Source organism: Burkholderia sp. FERM BP-3421, from assembly GCF_028657905.1.
Lineage (GTDB): Bacteria > Pseudomonadota > Gammaproteobacteria > Burkholderiales > Burkholderiaceae > Burkholderia.
Genome location: NZ_CP117781.1, coordinates 1,933,579 through 1,950,715 on the forward strand (window position 1 = coordinate 1,933,579; position 17,137 = coordinate 1,950,715).

The 17,137-nt window shown below is 67.9% G+C and carries 14 protein-coding genes; 1 reads left to right on the forward strand and 13 read right to left on the reverse strand.

Annotation, left to right across the window (positions count from 1 at the left end):
• Positions 1-80: 80 nt before the first annotated feature.
• The 7 genes from tssC to Bsp3421_RS11600 form a co-directional block, all read right to left on the reverse strand.
• The gene (tssC, locus tag Bsp3421_RS11570; protein WP_273996097.1) at positions 81-1,592 is read right to left on the reverse strand and encodes a type VI secretion system contractile sheath large subunit; all 1,512 of its coding nucleotides are present in this window, start codon (positions 1,590-1,592) and stop codon (positions 81-83) included.
• Complete coding sequence (gene tssB / locus Bsp3421_RS11575; RefSeq protein WP_273996098.1) at positions 1,589-2,140, reverse strand: type VI secretion system contractile sheath small subunit; 552 nt, start codon at positions 2,138-2,140, stop codon at positions 1,589-1,591. The genes tssC and tssB overlap by 4 nt, the downstream gene beginning before the upstream one ends.
• 31 nt (positions 2,141-2,171) lie before the next feature.
• The gene (locus tag Bsp3421_RS11580; RefSeq protein ID WP_443111434.1) at positions 2,172-3,092 is read right to left on the reverse strand and encodes an ImpA family type VI secretion system protein; all 921 of its coding nucleotides are present in this window, start codon (positions 3,090-3,092) and stop codon (positions 2,172-2,174) included.
• A 1,562-nt stretch (positions 3,093-4,654) separates the two neighbouring features.
• Positions 4,655-6,238 (reverse strand): DHA2 family efflux MFS transporter permease subunit, encoded by a 1,584-nt coding sequence (locus Bsp3421_RS11585; protein ID WP_273996100.1) that lies wholly within the window; start codon positions 6,236-6,238, stop codon positions 4,655-4,657.
• Positions 6,235-7,353: an HlyD family secretion protein gene (locus tag Bsp3421_RS11590; RefSeq protein WP_273996101.1), complete on the reverse strand. Its 1,119-nt coding sequence runs from the start codon at positions 7,351-7,353 to the stop codon at positions 6,235-6,237. The genes Bsp3421_RS11585 and Bsp3421_RS11590 overlap by 4 nt, the downstream gene beginning before the upstream one ends.
• Positions 7,354-7,425: 72 nt before the next feature.
• On the reverse strand, positions 7,426-7,707 hold the full coding sequence (locus tag Bsp3421_RS11595) for a TolC family protein (RefSeq protein ID WP_273996102.1): 282 nt from the start codon (positions 7,705-7,707) through the stop codon (positions 7,426-7,428).
• 54 nt (positions 7,708-7,761) lie between these two features.
• A complete protein-coding gene (locus tag Bsp3421_RS11600) occupies positions 7,762-8,949 on the reverse strand; it encodes a TolC family protein (RefSeq protein WP_273996103.1) in 1,188 nt (395 codons plus the stop codon).
• Between the two features lie 56 nt (positions 8,950-9,005).
• Between Bsp3421_RS11600 and Bsp3421_RS11605 the strand changes: the two genes are divergently transcribed.
• Positions 9,006-9,779 carry an AraC family transcriptional regulator gene (locus Bsp3421_RS11605; protein ID WP_273996104.1) on the forward strand — a complete coding sequence of 258 codons (774 nt, stop codon included), beginning with the start codon at positions 9,006-9,008 and terminating at the stop codon, positions 9,777-9,779.
• Positions 9,780-10,709: 930 nt separating this feature from the next.
• On the opposite strand, the gene Bsp3421_RS11610 is transcribed toward Bsp3421_RS11605, so the two are convergent.
• Genes Bsp3421_RS11610 through Bsp3421_RS11635 form a run of 6 tightly spaced genes read right to left on the reverse strand, consistent with a single transcriptional unit; the run spans position 10,710 to position 17,095 of the window.
• On the reverse strand, positions 10,710-11,525 hold the full coding sequence (locus tag Bsp3421_RS11610; RefSeq protein WP_273996105.1) for an ABC transporter ATP-binding protein: 816 nt from the start codon (positions 11,523-11,525) through the stop codon (positions 10,710-10,712).
• Positions 11,526-11,555: 30 nt separating this feature from the next.
• Positions 11,556-11,987, reverse strand: a complete 432-nt coding sequence (locus Bsp3421_RS11615) for an ExbD/TolR family protein (RefSeq protein ID WP_273996106.1) — start codon at positions 11,985-11,987, stop codon at positions 11,556-11,558.
• A gap of 1 nt (position 11,988) precedes the next feature.
• Positions 11,989-12,840, reverse strand: a complete 852-nt coding sequence (locus Bsp3421_RS11620) for a MotA/TolQ/ExbB proton channel family protein (RefSeq protein ID WP_273996107.1) — start codon at positions 12,838-12,840, stop codon at positions 11,989-11,991.
• Between the two features lie 27 nt (positions 12,841-12,867).
• A complete protein-coding gene (locus Bsp3421_RS11625) occupies positions 12,868-13,692 on the reverse strand; it encodes a TonB family protein (protein ID WP_273996108.1) in 825 nt (274 codons plus the stop codon).
• Between the two features lie 43 nt (positions 13,693-13,735).
• A complete protein-coding gene (locus tag Bsp3421_RS11630; RefSeq protein WP_273996109.1) occupies positions 13,736-15,382 on the reverse strand; it encodes an arylsulfatase in 1,647 nt (548 codons plus the stop codon).
• Between the two features lie 57 nt (positions 15,383-15,439).
• Positions 15,440-17,095, reverse strand: a complete 1,656-nt coding sequence (locus Bsp3421_RS11635; RefSeq protein ID WP_273996110.1) for an ABC transporter permease — start codon at positions 17,093-17,095, stop codon at positions 15,440-15,442.
• Between the last annotated feature and the right edge of the window lie 42 nt (positions 17,096-17,137).

A 17,137-nucleotide genomic window follows, 5' to 3' on the forward strand; every position in this document is an offset into this window, starting at 1 on the left:
GACCTCCGCCACGAGGCCGTCCCGCGATCTTTCGAATCCGCCTTCCGCCGCGCGGGAGGGGCTCCACCGGCTGCCGCCGGTCAGGCGCCCGACTCCTGCTTGGTCGACGGCAGTTTCGAAACCAGCCGGAGAGACACGGTCAACCCCTCCAGCTGGAAATGGGGGCGCAGGAAAAACTGCGCGCGATAGTAGCCGGGGTTCTCCGGGATCTCGTCGACCACCACCTCGGCGGCCGACAGCGGCCGCTTCGCCTTGGTGGTCTCGCTCGAGATCGACGGATCGCCGTCGACGTAATTCATCAGCCAATCGTTGAGCCAGCGCTGTGTATCCTCGCGCGACTTGAACGAGCCGATCTTGTCGCGAACGATGCACTTCAGGTAATGCGCGAAGCGGCAGGTCGCGAAGATATACGGCAGCCGGGACGAGAGGTTGGCGTTCGCCGTGGCGTCGTCGTCCTCGTAGATCGACGGCCGGTGCACGGTCTTCGCGCCGATGAAGGCCGCGGTATCGGAATTCTTGCGGTACACGAGCGGCATCAGGCCGGATTCCGACAGTTCATGTTCGCGACGGTCCGAGATCGCGATTTCCGTCGGGCAATGCAGCTCGACCTCCTGGTCCTGCGACGGCAGCACGAATTTCGGCAGCACTTCCACCGCCCCGCCCGACTCGATGCCGCGGATCTTGGTGCACCAGCCGTAGGTCTTGAAGGCACGGGTGATGTTCGCGCCCATCGCATAGGCGGAATTCGCCCAGCAGAAATCCTCCGAGCGGTCCGGATCGACCTTTTCCTCGAAACCGAACTCCTCGATCGGCTGCGTCTTCGGCCCGTAGGGCACGCGCGCCAGGAAGCGCGGCATGGTCAGCGCGAGATAGCGCGAATCGTTGCTCTCCCGCAGACGGCGCCAGAACGCGTACTCGGTCGACGTGAAAATCTTCGAGACGTCGCGCGGATTCGACAGTTCGTTCCAGTTGTCCATCTGCAGCAGCCCCGGCGCGGCCGCCGACACGAACGGCGCGTGGGCAGCCGCCGCGATCTTCGACATCTCGGTCAGGATCGACACGTCCTGCATGCTGTGGTCGAACTGGTAATCGCCGATCAGACAGCCGAACGGCTCGCCGCCGAACTGACCGTATTCCTGCTCGTAGATCATCTTGAAGATCGGACTCTGATCCCACACCACGCCCTTGAAGCGGCGCAGCGTCTTGCCGAGGTCCGACTTCGAGATGTTCAGGTAGCGGATCTTGAGGTTCTCGCTGGTGTCGGTGTTCGATACCAGATAGTGCAGGCCGCGCCACGCGCCCTCGAGCGCCTGGAAGCGCTTGTTGTGCAGCACCTCGGTCAACTGCCCGGAGATCTTCTTGTCCAGTTCCGCGACCAGTTGCTCGATCGTCTGCGCGACATCCTCCCGGACCACGACCCGGTTGCGGCGCGCATACGTGAGCAGCGTCTCGACGGCGCTCTGGACCGCCTCGGCGGCCTCGTTGGTCCTGGGCCGGAACGAACGGCGCAGGATGTCCTTCAGGTCGTCGTCGATGCGTTCCTCGACGACGACGTGTTCGGCGGACGGTTCAAGCTGGCTGAGCGTGCTCATTTCACCTCCTGGTTCGCTTCCGGATCGCCGGACGGCCCGGCAGTGGGCGCCGGTTCGGCAACGGCGGCCTCCTCGTCCGACCATTGCGGATTCTTGAGCAGCTCGTGGATCAGATCCTCGGCCGCGGCCTTGCCGTCCATGTAGGTCAGCAATTCCTTCAGACGATTGCGCGCTTCGAGCAGCGTGGACAGTTCCGGAATGCGCCGCACCACGTCGGCCGGCTCGAACGAATCCATCGACGTGAAGGTCAGGTCGATCGGAATCAGCGTGCCGTCGTTCGTCAGGACGTTCTTCACGTGATAGCTCAGCGACGGCGCGATCTTCGCCATGCGCTCGTCGAAATTCTCCACGTCGATTTCCGAGAACCGACGATCTTCGACCGGGCCGAGCGGCTCCACGTTGTCGCCCGACAGGTCCGCCATCACCCCTGCCACGAAGGGCAGCTCGACCTTCTTCTGCGACCCGTAGATCTCGACGTCGTACTCGATCTGCACCCGCGGGGCGCGACTCTCCCCGATGAATTTCTGACCATCCTTGTGACGCACCATGCTATTCGCCCTCCTAAATTAAGAAATCCAATTACCTGGCCCCTGCCGGGCGCCCGAGCTGGGCTGCCAGCGCCGCCCCTTCCGGATAAAGCTCCGCCATGACCTCCTCGAAGCCCGCGCCCAGCATGCGCCGGACCCGCGACAGGAAGATCGGCGCCGGATGGCTCGGTTCGTGAAGCAGGAAGTATTCGACGATGCGATCGAGTGCCGCCTCCACGTCCTTTCTCGTTGCCAACTCGCCTCGAATTTCGTACACTTCGCCGCCTCGGCCCTGCTCGACGTCGCGGATCGGCAGTGCATCGTTTGCGGCGGGAGGCCCGTTCGCGCCTAATCGCGACAACGCCAGGTTCAGCAGATTCAGGACGCCCGTCACGTCGACCTGCTGCTCCGCAACACGCATTGATTCACTTATCCTCACAAAGGATTCCTGAATTTCATGCAAAAAATTCGATGCCGAGGTCCTGCTGGCAGGTTCATTGAGGATCGCACCGGCCTCTCCGTTCGCCAGTGCATTCAAAGAGATATCCGTCTCGCCGAAACAGGCACAGCCGAACTGATGCAGGAACTGATGACCCGAAATCCAGCCCAGGTGCAATGCGTGAATTTCTCCGGGCACCTCACCCGCCAACGCGCGCGGATGAATGGCATCGACCGGCAGGCTCATGATGTCGGCCAGCACCCTCACACTCTCGGCCAGCCCGGCAATCCCTCTTCTCGCCATGCACGCGCGGATGTACCAGATCGCCACGCGGATATCCTTCGCCCGCGCCAGCAGCCCCAGACAGGCTTTTTCGATCGACGTCCACTGAAACGCGCTCTCGCCTTTTCGCTGCGGTGCGTTTCCAATTGAGTCGTACTCGCAGACCGCAGCGTCGATCCGTATGAAGTCCTCGTCGAAGTCCAACCCATCGGCCGCCTGCATGGATTGCACTGGTGCACTATCGTTCATCACGATCCTCGAAATTATTCAATCCATCATGTAGGATTACTTATAACTGTACGGACAATTGCTGCAATGCATCGCCATCGGCGCGGCTGCGCCCAAAACGGCGTCAACACCTCGACGCTTGCCGCACGCGCGCCCGGCCGAATCGCGCACGACACATTCAATGCGCGAACGACGACGGCCCGCCTTGCGTATGCGAGTCCCCGTTTTAAATCAGGTCATTGTTTTTTAGGAGGTCCGCGCCCCTGGACTAATAAGCTCGCCAACCCCTGTCGCATCGCGATCAGAGGCGTCTTCCAAGCCCCGTCCATTCAAGTTATTTTGACGCGAATCAAACACCATCAAACAAAGTTTGACGGATGGCATAAACATGCCTATATTCCAATCCGTGAGCCCAAGAGACTCCGAATCGGGTTGCCTGGCGCAACGACGAAGCAATCACAAAGCTGCACAATGAGCATCGTCATATAAACCAGAGGCAATAAACCGATAGGAGACGCACGCATATCGCCACGAGCCGCTCGTATTCGAGTTGTTATTTGCTGCCAGACGCCCCCTGCAACGCCATCACCGCTTTATAAGCATGGGACATCGGCCTAATACAGACGCGATTAACCATCGCAGTCGACAAGACTGCGAGATCTTTCGCGTCAGCCAATGACTCTATTGCATATGCATCTCAGTCATGCGGCAGCATGATCGATCCATCCATGGACAACTGCATCTCCAACAAATCAAGCCAAGCCAAAGAATCATTCATTTCATGGTGTAAATATAAGCGCTCGCCACCCCCATGGCAAGCGCAAAAAATCAATGTCGATTCCCGTGTTTTGTTTCGAATAACTACTCCAATCGCACCTGCACCGGGCTCGTAACCGGTTCCAATTCTGAATAGAACCGGTTCCATCGGATACAATTGTCAAGATAGTTCAGTTTTCAAACATCAATATTTCTTATATTACCTACCAAATCGGCAGGTTTGATTTTTCATAAACAACCGAAGGCGAATAATAAACATCTGAACCGGAAAAATATTCACTCCCCGGTAGTTATAAGCAACATTTACCCCCTCAATCCCCCCATCACCTCTACGAATCAGCGATCGTCGATGCTGAATATACCGACCATCCGGTAATTTAATTTTCACGCACACCATCACTCGAACCATCCTGCAAATCCGATCCCTCTTCGTTCATATGCTTTGCACTCCACATCAATTAACCAAGACAGGAACAAACACCCTACTCTTCTCACACTGATGGATAGACATGCATTGATCCATCGAAGCACTTCGCCTTTATATAAAGCAGACCTTATTACCTGCATCTTTGATCCGAGCGCGCGTATCAATACGTACTCGCTTTATCAATCAGACAATCAAGAATCCGTATCGATGCATCGCTGTCGTACGCGTACTAGTCAACATCGCATCTTACGACTTCGACAAGGAAGCGCGGCGCGGCGACTGATGGGCTTGCGAGATCGAACGCTGCCCATTCGCCTCCGGCAGCACGTGCGCCCATTCTCGTTTATTAAAAGGATACCGAAGCAATTCAATCCAATTCGCGTCATGCTGTCCGCCGCCTCGATCGCAACAAGAACGCCGCGAGCGTGCAAACGACCATCGCCGCGCCGGCGATCAGGAACGTATCGCTGTAGGCCATCAGCAAGGCCTCGCGCATCACGCGTTGATTGATGAGACCCAGCGCCGCCTCGCGCAACCCGTGCGTCGCCGCGCCGGGCAGCGCGTCCGCGCGCGGCAGGTGCCGGCCCGACAGCACACGCTCCAGCAGCGCCATGCGCTCCTGGAACGCACCCGCGTAAGACGACACCCATTCTCCGATCCGCATTGCGTGCAGCTTCTGGCGCTCCACCACGATCTGGCTCGCGATCGCGATGCCGATCGCTCCGCCGACATTGCGCACCATGTTGAACACGCCGGCCGCCGAGCCGATCTGGTTTTTCTCGATACCCTCGACCGCCATCACGCCCAGCGCGATCACGACGAAAGTCTGGCCGACTCCACGCACGATCAGCGACGGAACAATCACGTTCGCGGCGGCGTCCGCATCGAGATGGATGTTCATCAGGCAGCCGAGCGCGACGCACGCGAAGCCGAGGATGATCAGCACGCGCGGGCTCGTGCGCCGCATCAGCGGCGGCGTGGCAAACGACATCGCGAACTGCACGAGGCCATACGGAATCATCGTCATGCCGATGTCGCGCGCGCTGTAGCCGTGCAACTGGGCAAAGTAGTTGGGCACGAGGAACACCACGCCGAACACCACCGCGCCGAACAGGAACTGCATGAGGCTCGCGATCCCGAAGTTGTAACGACCCAGTAGACGCAGGTTGATGAACGGCTCCGCGCGCCGCAGCTCGATCGCGACGAACGCGGCGAGCCCGAGCGCCGCGACCACCGACAGGACGACGATCTGCTCCGACGCGAACCAGTCCTTGCGGCCGCCCTCTTCCAGCACGATCTGCAAGGTGCTCAAACCGAGCGCCATGGTCGCGATGCCGAACCAGTCGGCACGCCGCAAACGTCCCAGTTCGAGCGGCACCGGCCGGATCGCCCAGCCGATCGCCGCGATCAGCGCGAGCGCGGGCGGAATCTGCAAATAGAAGATCCAGCGCCACGAATACATGTCGGTGAGCCAGCCGCCGAGCGATGGCCCGGCCGCCTGCGCGACGTTGTTCGCGATCGAGAACAGCGCCATCCCGAACGGATGGCGCGACGGCGGCAGTTCGCTCACGATCAGCTGAAACGACAGCGGGATCAGCACCCCGCCGAACGCGCCCTGCAGCGCACGCGCGGCGATCATCGTCGAGATCGACGGCGCGACCGAGCATGCGAGCGAAAACGCCAGGAACCCCGACGCCCCCACGAGCAGCACGCGCCGCGCCGAGAACACCGACACGAGCCAGCCGGTCAGCGGGATCACGATGATCTCCGCGACCAGATAGGCGGTCGTGATCCACGAGCCCTCCTCGAAACTCGCGCCGAGCGAGCCGCGGATATCCGGCAGCGACGCGTTCGTCACATGCACGTTCATGCCGGCCATGAAGCAGCCGAATACGCCGCCCAGCACGGCCACCCAGGCCCGGACCGAGACCGTCTCGGCGCGCGCGTCCGTCCCCGCCGCGCTCATGCGCCACCGCCCGACGCGACGCGCGTGTCGACGCGCGCAGTCACGGACATTCCCGCGCGCAGCCCAAGCTCGCCCGCCGTCCGGTCGAGCCGGATCTTCACCGGGATCCGCTGCACGATCTTCGTGAAATTGCCGGTCGCATTGTCCGGCGGCAGCAGCGCGAACTCCGCGCCCGAGCCCGGCGACAGGCTCGCCACGGTTCCGCGCAGCGCGTGGCCCGCATAGGTGTCGACGTCCACTTCGACCGGCTGGCCGACCCGCATCGCGCCCAACTGCGTTTCCTTGAAGTTCGCGACGACATACACCTCGCGCAGCGGCACCAGCGCGAGCAGCGGCATGCCGGTTTCCACGTACTGCCCCGGTCGCACCGTGCGCTGCCCGATTACGCCGTCACGCACCGCGCGGATCACCGTGTGCTCCAGGTCCAGCTGCGCAAGGCTCAGCGCCGCGCGGGCGGAGACCAGTTGCGCCTCGGCCTGCGCGATCGCCGCCGCGCGCTGGTCGCGGCGCTTGCGCAGCACCGTCTGTTCGTCGCGCTGCACGCGCTGCCCGGCCTGCGTCCGCAACAAGTCCGCACGCGCCTTCAACGCATCGGCGCGCGCCTGTTCCCAGCGCTGGCTGCTCGCCGCGTCCTCGTCGTGCAGGGCCTGGTAGCGGCGCGCGTCGGCGTCGCGCCGTACGGCTTCCGCCTGCGCGGCGGCCGTCTCCGCACCCGCCTGTTCGATCAGGCCGCGTTGCTGGCCCAGTTGCGCGTCGAGCGTGTCGGCCGCCGCGCGCTCCGCCGCCAGCGTCGCGGCGGCCGCGTCGACGGCCGCCTGCGCGCGGACCGCCTTCGCGCGATAGTCGCGATCGTCGAGCGTCGCCAGTACGTCGCCGCGCCGCACCGGCTGGTTGTCGTCCACCGCGACGCGCGCGACATAGCCCGCGACGCGCGGGCTGACCGTCACCACGTCGGCGCGCACGTAGGCGTCGTCGGTGTACTCGATGAAGCGGCCCACGCGCCACCAGTGCGTACCGTAGGCGACGGCAGCCAGCATCAGGCCGGCCGCGCCGACGATGATCCAGTTTCGTTTGGACGCGCGCGCGGCGCGTTCGGGTGCGACAGTCGTACTCATGATCGATGACGGTATCGGAAGGAAATCGGACCGGCGCCCGTGCGCCGGCTGGAATGACGGTGACGACGGCCGTTACGGCTGCGCCTGCCAGCCGCCGCCGAGCGCGCGGAACAGCGCCACCTGATCGGCCGCCACCGTCTGGCTCGACGCGGCCAGCTCGGCGTCCAGCGCGACGAGGCTGCGCTCGGCGTCGAGCACGTCGAGGAAGTCGAGCGCGCCCGCGCGGTAGTTCAGCTCGGCGAGCCGGAACGCGCGGGCGCCGGCCTCGCGCGCCTCGGCCAGCGCGCCGCGCCGCGACCATGCCGCGCCGTACTGCGCGAGCGCCTGCTCGACCTCGCGCAGCGCGAGCAGCACGCGCGCGTCGAACGCCGCATCGGCGGCGACGCTGTCGGCGCGCGCCGCGCCGAGCTAGGCGCGGCTCGCGGCACGATTCGGAAAGCGCCAGCGGATCAACGGCCCGACGCCCCAGCTCAATGCATAGGGATCGCCGAGCGACGTGGGGCCGCCCGTGGTCGACAGCAGGTCGACCGACCCGCCGAGCACGATCGACGGATACTGCGCCGCGCGCGCGACGCCGACCCGCGCGCGGGCCGCCGCGAGCCGCTGTTCGGATTCGCGCAGATCGGGCCGGCGTCGCAGCAGCAGCGCGCCGTCGCCGACCGGGAACGGCCGGGCCAGCGTCGGCGTCGTCACGCAGCGGGCCGCATCGGGCGGAAACGCGGCGGGCGGCCGGCCGGTCAGCACCGCCAGCTCGTAGAGCGCCGCCTGCCGCTCGCCGCGCAGCGCCGGCAGCGCCGCGCGGGTCTCGTCGGCGAAGCTCCGGGCGCGCGCCAGCGCCATCCCCGACACGAGCCCGCGCGCCCGCTGCCTGCCGGTCAGACCAGCGACCCGCTCGGCCACCGCGAGCGAGCGCTCGGCCACACCGATCCGTTCGCCGTATGCGCACACCCGCGTATAAGCCGCCGCCGTATCGGCCGCCACCGCGACCCGCATCGCATCCGACGCCGCGCGCGCGGCGTCGGCGTCGGCGCGCGCGGCGGCGCTCAGGTTCCGGACCCGCCCCCACAGATCGACCTCCCACGACAGCGCGAACGACGGCGCGTAGCCCCAGCGGGTGTCGGCGGCCGACTGTCCGCGCGCGGCGGCGACGATCTGGTCAGGCGCATGCTGGCCGTAGTCGACGCCGAACCCGAGCGTGGTGTCCGGCAGGCGCGCGGCATCCGCTTGCGCGAGCAGCGAGCGCGCCCGCGCGACATTCGCGGCCGCCACTTTCAGGTCGAGGTTCGCGGTCAGCGCGTCATGCACCAGCCGGTCGAGCACCGGATCGTCGTAGAGCCGCCACCATGCATCGGCGGGCGTATCGGCCGAAATGGGCGCGCCGGACATGGCGTCGAACGAAGCGGCGGCGGCCGATGCCGCCGTGAGCGGGCGCGGCCCGGGCGGCGCATCGACCGCGCAGCCGGCCAGCGCGGCCGCGAGCGCAGCGGCGCTGGCGATGCGCGCCGCGCGGCGGCGGCGTGACGGATGGCGCAAGCCAAGCGAAGACACATCGCGAATCATCTGAACCTTCGGAATCGAACCCATGATGGCGTTCATGGTAAGGTTGCGCCCCCAGGTTGATCTCCCGCGCACTACGCATTCATCGTCGCGAAATGGACAGTTTCTTTCTCTCACTCGAGCAACAGGAAACGGACCGGCAGGTCGCCGTGGTCGCGTCCGACACGCCTGCGGGCACCTCGTATCCGCCGCATGCGCATCGTCACGGTCAGTTGATCCACGCGATCTCGGGCGTGATGGTGGTGCACGCGGACGGTGGCCGCTGGGTCGTGCCGACAGGCCGCGCGGTCTGGGTGCCGCCCGGCGTCTCGCATGCGATCGACGCCGCCGACGCGGTGCGGATGCGCACCGTGTTCGTCGGCCCGCGCGCGCGCGCCGGCCTGCCCGACGCCTGCCGGGTGATCGCGGTGAGCACGCTGCTGCGCGAACTGATCGTGACGGCCGGCGCGCTCGCGGCCGACTGCGACCCCACGCACCGCGCGGGCCGGATCCTCGCGCTGATCCTCGACGAGATCGAGATCGCCCCACCGCTGTCGCTGCACGTGCCGATGCCGCGCCACCCGGTGCTAGCCGCGCTGTGCACGCGCTTCATCGCCGCGCCGGCGGCGTCGACGGCGCTCGTGGAATGGGCCGACGCCGCGCACATGAACACGCGCACCTTCTCCCGCGCGTTCAAGCGCGAGACCGGCATGACGCACGGCGCATGGTGCCGCCATGCGCGGCTCCTGCTGAGCCTGCCGCGCCTCGCGGCCGGCGTGTCGATCCTCACGCTCGCGCTCGAGCATGGCTACGACAGCCCCAGCGCATTCGCGGCGATGTTCCGCCGCACGCTCGGGGTCGCGCCCAGCGAGTATTTCCGGTCCCGCTGAGCGGCAGGCTGTACCGCGTACCGCCCTCACCGCGTCACCATGCAAATACATTGAGCGCCAAGGTGCGCGCAGGCCTGCGTACACCCACCCCCGGGGTTCGTTGAGCAACGCGGCGGCAAAGTGTCGCCGATCCCGTGGAAGTCTTGGCTGAGCCGCCTTCGCTCAACGCACCGCCCTCACCGCGTCACCATGCAAATGCATCGAGCGCCAAGGTGCGCGCAGGCCTGCGTACACCCACCCCGGGTTCGTTGAGCAACGCGGCGGCAAAGTGTCGCCGATCCCGTGGAAGTCTTGGCTGAGCCGCCTTCGCTCAACGCACCGCCCTCACCGCGTCACCATGCAAATGCATCGAGCGCCAAGGTGCGCGCAGGCCTGCGTACACCCACCCCCGGGGTTCGTTGAGCAACGCGGCGGTCAAAGTGTCGCCGATCCCGTGGAAGTCTTGGCTGAGCCGCCTTCGCTCAACGCACCGCCCTCACCGCGTCACCATGCAAATGCATCGAGCGCCAAGGTGCGCGCAGGCCTGGGCGCACCCACCACGGACTCTCGTTGAGCAACGCGGCGGTCAACGCCTCGCCAATCCGATGGAAGTCGTAGCTGAGCCATCCGTGCTCAACGCACCGCCCTCACCGCGTCATCACGCGAATGCATCGAGCGCCAAGGTACGCGCAGGCCTGCGTAGCCCCACCCCGGGGCTCGTTGAGCAACGTGTCGCATAGCCTCGCCGATCCAGTGAGCGCCATACCTGTGCCACCTTCGCTCAACGCGCCGCCCTCACCGCGTCATCACGCGAATGCATCGAGCGCCAAGGTGCGCGCAGGCCTGCGTAGCCCCACCCCGGGGCTCGTTGAGCAACGTGTCGCATAGCCTCGCCGATCCAGTGAGCGCCATACCTGTGCCGCCTTCGCTCAACGCGCCGCCCTCACCGCCTCACCACGCGAATGCATCCAACGCCAAGGTATGCGCAGGCCCACGCGCCGCCGCCCCAGGCTCGTTGAGCAACGCGGCGGTCAAGGCCTCGCCGATCCGGTGGAAGTCATGGCTGAGCCGCTCGCGCGGACGCGGCAGCGTCACCTCGACGATCTCCGCGATGCGTCCCGGCCCCGCCTGCATCACCACGATCCGATCGGCGAGGAACACGGCCTCGTCGACATCGTGCGTGACGAGCAGCGTCGTGATCCGCTCGCGCTCGCGGATCGCCAGCAATTCGCGCTGCAACTGCTGGCGGGTCAGCGCGTCGAGCGCGCCGAACGGCTCGTCGAGCATCAGGATGCGCGGGCTCGCGACCAGCCCGCGCGCGATCGCGACCCGCTGCGCCATGCCGCCCGACAACTGGTGCGGCAGCGCATCCTCGAAGCCTTGCAGGCCGACGAGCCGGACCGCCTCCGCGACACGCCGCGCCGCCTCGTCGCGCCGCAGTCCCTGCGCGGCGAGGCCGAGCCCGACGTTGCGCGCGACCGACAGCCACGGAAACAGCCGAGGCTCCTGGAACACGATGCCGCGTTCCGCCCCGATCCCGTCGATGCGCCGGCCATCGACGCGGATCTCGCCCGCGTAATCGGTATCGAGGCCCGCGAGCAGGCGCAGCAGCGTCGATTTCCCGCAGCCGCTCGCGCCGACGATCGCGACGAACTCGCCGTCGGCGATATCGAGCGAAAAGCCGCGAATCGCCTCGTGCGGCCGCCCGCCCACCTCGAAAGTCTTGCCGACGTCGCGCAGCGCGACGGCGGGATGTGCTTCATGCATGACGATCTCCTGGTTCATGATCGCGCCCGCTCAGCGCGCGCCGGCCGGTTCGGACACGAGCGCGATCCGGGCGTAGCCGGCCGCGTGGATTTCGCCCATCGCCTCGATCACGCGCCCATAAGGCAGGCCCTTGTCGCCGCGGATCTCGATGCGCCGCGATGCATCGCCGCCGGCTTCGCGCGCGAGCGTGGGCACGAGCTGCGCGGCGGACACTTCGGTCTTGCCGACGAACACCCGGCCGTCGCGGTCGAGGCTCACCGCGAGCGGCGGACGATCCTCGTTCAGCGCGGGCGCCTGCGCCTGCGGCAAGTCGACCTTCACGCCCTGCGCCATCAATGGCGCCGCCACCATGAACACGATCAGCAGCACCAGCATCACGTCGACGAACGGCGTGACGTTGATCTCGCTGACGGGCGCCGCGCCGCCGCGCGCATGCGATGTCGCGGGGAGCCGCGCGGCCATGTCACGCCCCTCCCGTCGCGGCCTGCACGCCGATCGGCAGGCCCGCCTCGCGACCGGCCGGGCGCGCCGGCGCAGACGCCGCCGGTGCCGCCGCGACGGCCGCACCGCCATCGCGCGCCGGCGCAGGTTCGAGCGGCTCGGCGTCGATCGCCGCGTCGCCCGCCTCCAGCTGGCGCGACAGCCGCACCTCGACGAGTCCGGTCAGCGTGTCGAGCCGGTTCGCATAGGCGTTCAGGTCGCCCGACGCGCGGTTGTACGCGACCACGGCGGGAATCGCCGCGACCAGCCCGAGCGCGGTGGCGAACAGGGCCTCCGCGATGCCGGGCGCGACCACCGCGAGGCTCGTGTTGTTGCTCGCCGCGATCCCCTGGAATGCGTTGATGATCCCCCACACCGTGCCGAACAGCCCGACGAACGGCGCGACCGAGCCGACCGTCGCGAGCACCGGCAAGCCGCGTTGCAGGTGTTCGATTTCCACCCCGCGCGCAATCGCGCCGACGCGTGCGAGCCGCTCTTTCAGGCTGTCGCGGCCGGACGCGCCGTGTTCGAGCCCCTGCCGCCAGGTCTCGCGCCATTCGGCCGCGAGCGCGCGATAGACGCGCGCGAACGGATCGTCGGGACTCGCCTCCAGCAGGCGCGCGAGCGCGACCAGCGGTTCGCCCGCGTGCAGCGCGGCGAGCCAGCGCGCGGCGCGGCGCTGCAACGCGCGAAAGCGCCATAGCTTGTCAGCGATCACGCCCCAGCTGGCCACCGAGGCCAGCGCGAGCAGCACCATGATGGCTTTGACGAGCAGATCCGCCTGCGCGAACAGCTGCAGCGGCGACACATGAGCGGCAACTTGGATCGGTTGCATCGCGATTCTCCTGTTGATTGAACGGTTTCAGTCGGTCAGTTGGTAGGCGATCACGCCGGCCAGCAAGTAGGCGCTCGCGCCGAGATCGGGCGGTTTAGGAAACGGTGCGGCGGCCTTGATCGCCTCGCGCGCCGCGGCGTCGAGATCGTCGTTGCCGGACGGCGTGATATCGACGCGCTGCACGCGGCCGTCGGCGTCGAGCGCGAGGCGGTAGGCCACGCGCCCTTCCTCGCGGCGCAGCCGCGCGGCGCGGGGATAGCTGTCGGCTGCGTAGCGATTGACGCGCTCGAACACCTTCGTCACGTAATCGCTCGGGATGCCCGCCATCCCGAGCGTGTGGGGCACTGAACGCGTGGCGGGCGGTGCGGCGGGCGCTTCGGCCGGCGTCGCCGCGCTCGTGGCCGCGCCGACCGGCGCGGCTGACGACGGCGCGATGGATGCGGGCGACGAGGTTGCGGGCGCAACGGTCTTTGCTTGCGCTTGCGCTTGCGCTTGCGCTTGCGCTTGCGCCTGCGCCTGCGCCTGCGCCTGCGCCTGCGCCTGCGCCTGCGCAGCGCCAACGCGATGCGACGGCGCCGCGACAGGCGCGCGCCTGGCTTGCTGCTGCACAACCGGCGACGGCGCGGCCAGTGCGACTGGCGGCCTGGCCGGCTCCGGCGGCGCGAACGTCAGCGCGATGGTGCGCTCGCGCGGCGGCGGGCCCGGCTGCGTGGAGGCGAACCACAACGCTCCGAGCACCGCGCCATGCAGCGCGATCGAGATTGCCGTGCCCGCACAGCTCCGCACCGGCCGGCCGACGGGCGAGACCTGCCTGTTCGCACGCGGCGCGCCGAACCCTGCGAATGTCGTCACGAGATCCTCCGTTGGAAGCGTCGAGTCCGCCCAAGGTCCGCCGTCACGCGTCCTGCGCGAACACGCGCTGCGCGCCGTCCTGGACGCCGTTGTCGATCACATAGCGCTCCCAGTGCGCGAGCAGCGCATCGAGACGCGCGGGCTCCGCGTCCGCGAGATCGCGGGTTTCGCCCGGATCGCGCCCGAGGTCGTACAGCTGCCACGCGCCGGGGCCGACCGGCTCCGGAATGAACACCGCCTTCCAGTCGCCCTGCCGCACCGCGCGCATGCCGAACAATTCCCAGCCCGTCACATGCTCGGCGTCGTGCACCTGCTGCGCCTCGCCGCGCAGATGCGCGACCAGCGACGCCCCCTTCGGCGCCTCGACCTCGCGCCCGCGATACGCGCGACCCGGATGCGCGACGCCCGCGAGTTCCAGCACGGTCGGCACCACGTCCATCACGGTCGAGAACGCATCGCTGATCGCGCGCCGCGCGAACGTCGGATAGTACGCGAACGCGACCACGCGAATCCCGCCCTCGGTCGTGAACGCCTTGTAGAGGCGCGACGGCGCGGTGGCCGCCTGCGCCCAGCGCGGGCCGTACCACACGTAGGAATTGGCGCGCCCGACATTGTCGAGGCGGTTGTCGTAGTAGTCGCGCAGGAACTGTTGGAGATTCGGCCCGAACACCGGCAGCGCTTCGAGCAGCGCGCCTTCCGCGCCGTTGTCCGACAGAAACAGCACGAAGGTGTTGTCGAACTCGCCGTTCGCCTTCAGGTAGTCGATCACCCGCCCGACGTTCCAGTCGAGCCGCTCGACCATCCCCGCGTACACCTCCATGGTGCGCGCCGAAAACGCGCGCTCGTCGGGCGTGAGCGCCGCCCACTCGGGATTGCGCGCCACCACCGGGTGCGCATCGACGTCCGCGTCGAGCAGCCCCAGCGCGCGCTGCCGTTCGAGCCGCGTTTCGCGCAGCGCGTCGGGGCCGTCCGCATAGCGGCCGCGATAGCGTTCGACCACCTCGGCGGGCGCCTGCAGCGGCCAGTGCGGCGCGGAGAACGGCAGGTACGCGAAGAACGGGCGGCCGTCGTCCGGGCGCTCGCCGAGGTACTGGAGCAGCTTGTCCGCGAAACTGTCGGACGAGTAGAAGTCGTCGGGCAGCGCGCCGACGAAGGCGTCGTCCTCGACATACAGCGAACGCGTGCTGCGCATCAGGCGCGGTTGCTCGGCGTCGGCCTCGACCGGCTCGAACCCATAGTGATTGGCCGCGCCCGGCAGCAGCGCGAACGAGCGCTCGAAGCCGCGCGCGGCCGGCGCGCGGTCGAGTGTCAGGCCCAGGTGCCACTTGCCCGCCATCGTCGTGAAATAGCCGGCGTCGCGCAGCAGTTCCGGCAGCGCGACCACGCGGTCGTTCAGGTAGCCCTCATAGCCGGGCTTGCCTTGCAGGGCGGGCGACAGGGCCTCGGCCATCGTGCCGATCCCGGCCACGTGATGATCGGTGCCCGTGAGCAGCATCGAGCGGGTCGGCGAGCAGGCCGAGGCGGTGTGGAAATCGGTGAAGCGCACGCCCGCATGGGCGAGCGCGTCGAGGTTCGGCGTGGCGATCTCGCCGCCGAACGCGCCGAGATCGGAAAAGCCGAGATCGTCCGCGACGATCACGAGAAAGTTCGGTCGGGACGCCGGCGTGCGGCGCGAAACAGGCTCAGTCATGGCATTCCTGGTCAGTGAACGAAACAGAAAATGAAATACGATGCGACGACGGCGCGCTCAACGCGGCCCCCGCCAACGGGTCGCGGCGGCCTCCAGCCGGCCGCCAAGCCAGCCGAACGTCGCGCCCAGCGCGCCGACCACCACGGCCGCGCTGAGCAGCCGATCCATGCGGAACAGCTGTTGCGCGTCGAGCATGAAGCTGCCGATGCCGACGCCGGACGGCATGAAGTACTCCGCGCCGATCGCGCCGAGCCACGCATAGACGAGCGCGAGCCGCAGCCCGGCGAACAGGCCCGGCGCGATCTGCGGCCACACCAGCAGGCGCAGCCGCTGCCCGCCCGAGAGGCGCAGCGCGCGCGCCACCTCGGCCAGCTGAGGCGACTGGCCCTCGACCGCGCGCGTCGCGGCGACCAGCATCGGAAAGAACGCCGCCAGCGCGACGAAGATCACTTTCGACAGATCCTCGATGCCCGCCCAGGCGGTCAGCAGCGGAATCCACGCGAAGATCGCGACCTGCCGCAGCGCCGCGAGCGTCGGTCCCGCCAGACGGCGCAACGGTCCGCTCAGGCCCAGCGCGAGGCCGAGCAGCACGCCTGCCGCGACGCCGAGCGCGAGCCCCTCGGCTGCGCGCAGCAAGGTGTGCGTGAGCGGCACCGGCAGCGCGCCGCTCGCCAGATCGCGCCATGCGCTCAGGAGCACCGTGCGCGGCGCGGGCAGGAGCCGCGCGTCGACCCAGCCGGCCCGCGACGCGACCGCCCACGCCGCGAACAGCGCGAGCGGCAGCCATGCCCCCTGGAGCGCGGCGAACGCGCCCCGCCGCGCCGCGCGCGGATGCTCGGCGAGCGCGCCGCGCGGCCAGTAGACGAGGCGATGCTCGATCCGCCCGAGCGCGTGGTCCATCGCGAAGCCGGTCAGGCCGATCACGGCGATGCAGACGAACACGATGTCGAGCTGGAACATCTGCCGACCCCACACCATCAGGTAGCCGATCCCCTCGGACGACGCGAGCAGTTCGACCGCGATCAGCGTGAGCCAGCCCTGCGCGAGCGCGATGCGCAGCCCGGTCATGAACGGCGGCAGCGCGGCGGGCACGATCAGCCGGCGCAGCGTCGCGCCGCGCGACAGGCGCGCGACGGCCGCGATCTCGCGCAGACGCGGCGGCACCCCGCGCACGCCGAGCTGGGTATGGATCGCGACCGGCACCAGCACGGCCTTGAAGATCAGCGCGATCTTCAGCGCCTCGCCGATGCCGAGCACCACCATCAGCAGCGGCAGCCACGCGAGCGTCGGAATCTGCGCGAGCGCATAGAACAGCGGCGCGAGTGCGCGGTCGACGCGCCGCGACGCGCCCATCCACGCGCCGAGCAGCGCCCCGCCAAGCACGCCCGCCGCGAACCCGCTCGCGAGCCGCGCCAGGCTCGTCGCAAGCTGGGCGAACAGGTTGTCGGCCGCCAGCTCCAGCGCGGTGCGCCACACCAGCCCCGGCGCGGGCAGGATCTGCGGCGACATCCACTGGCGCTGCGTCGCGTACCACCAGAGCGCGCCGATCAGCACCGGCAGCGCCGCGCCGGACAGCGCGCGCCAGCGCCCGGCGCGGGCGCGGCGGCCCGCGGCGCGCTGCAGCGTGCGCGCGCTGAATGCCCCGGTGCGGCGCGACGCGGCCGGTGCGCCGGCCAGCGGCCATGCGGAGGAAACGGAACGGCTCGATCTCATGACGGGCTCTCCCGGGTCAGAAGTCGTAGCGCAGCGTCGCGC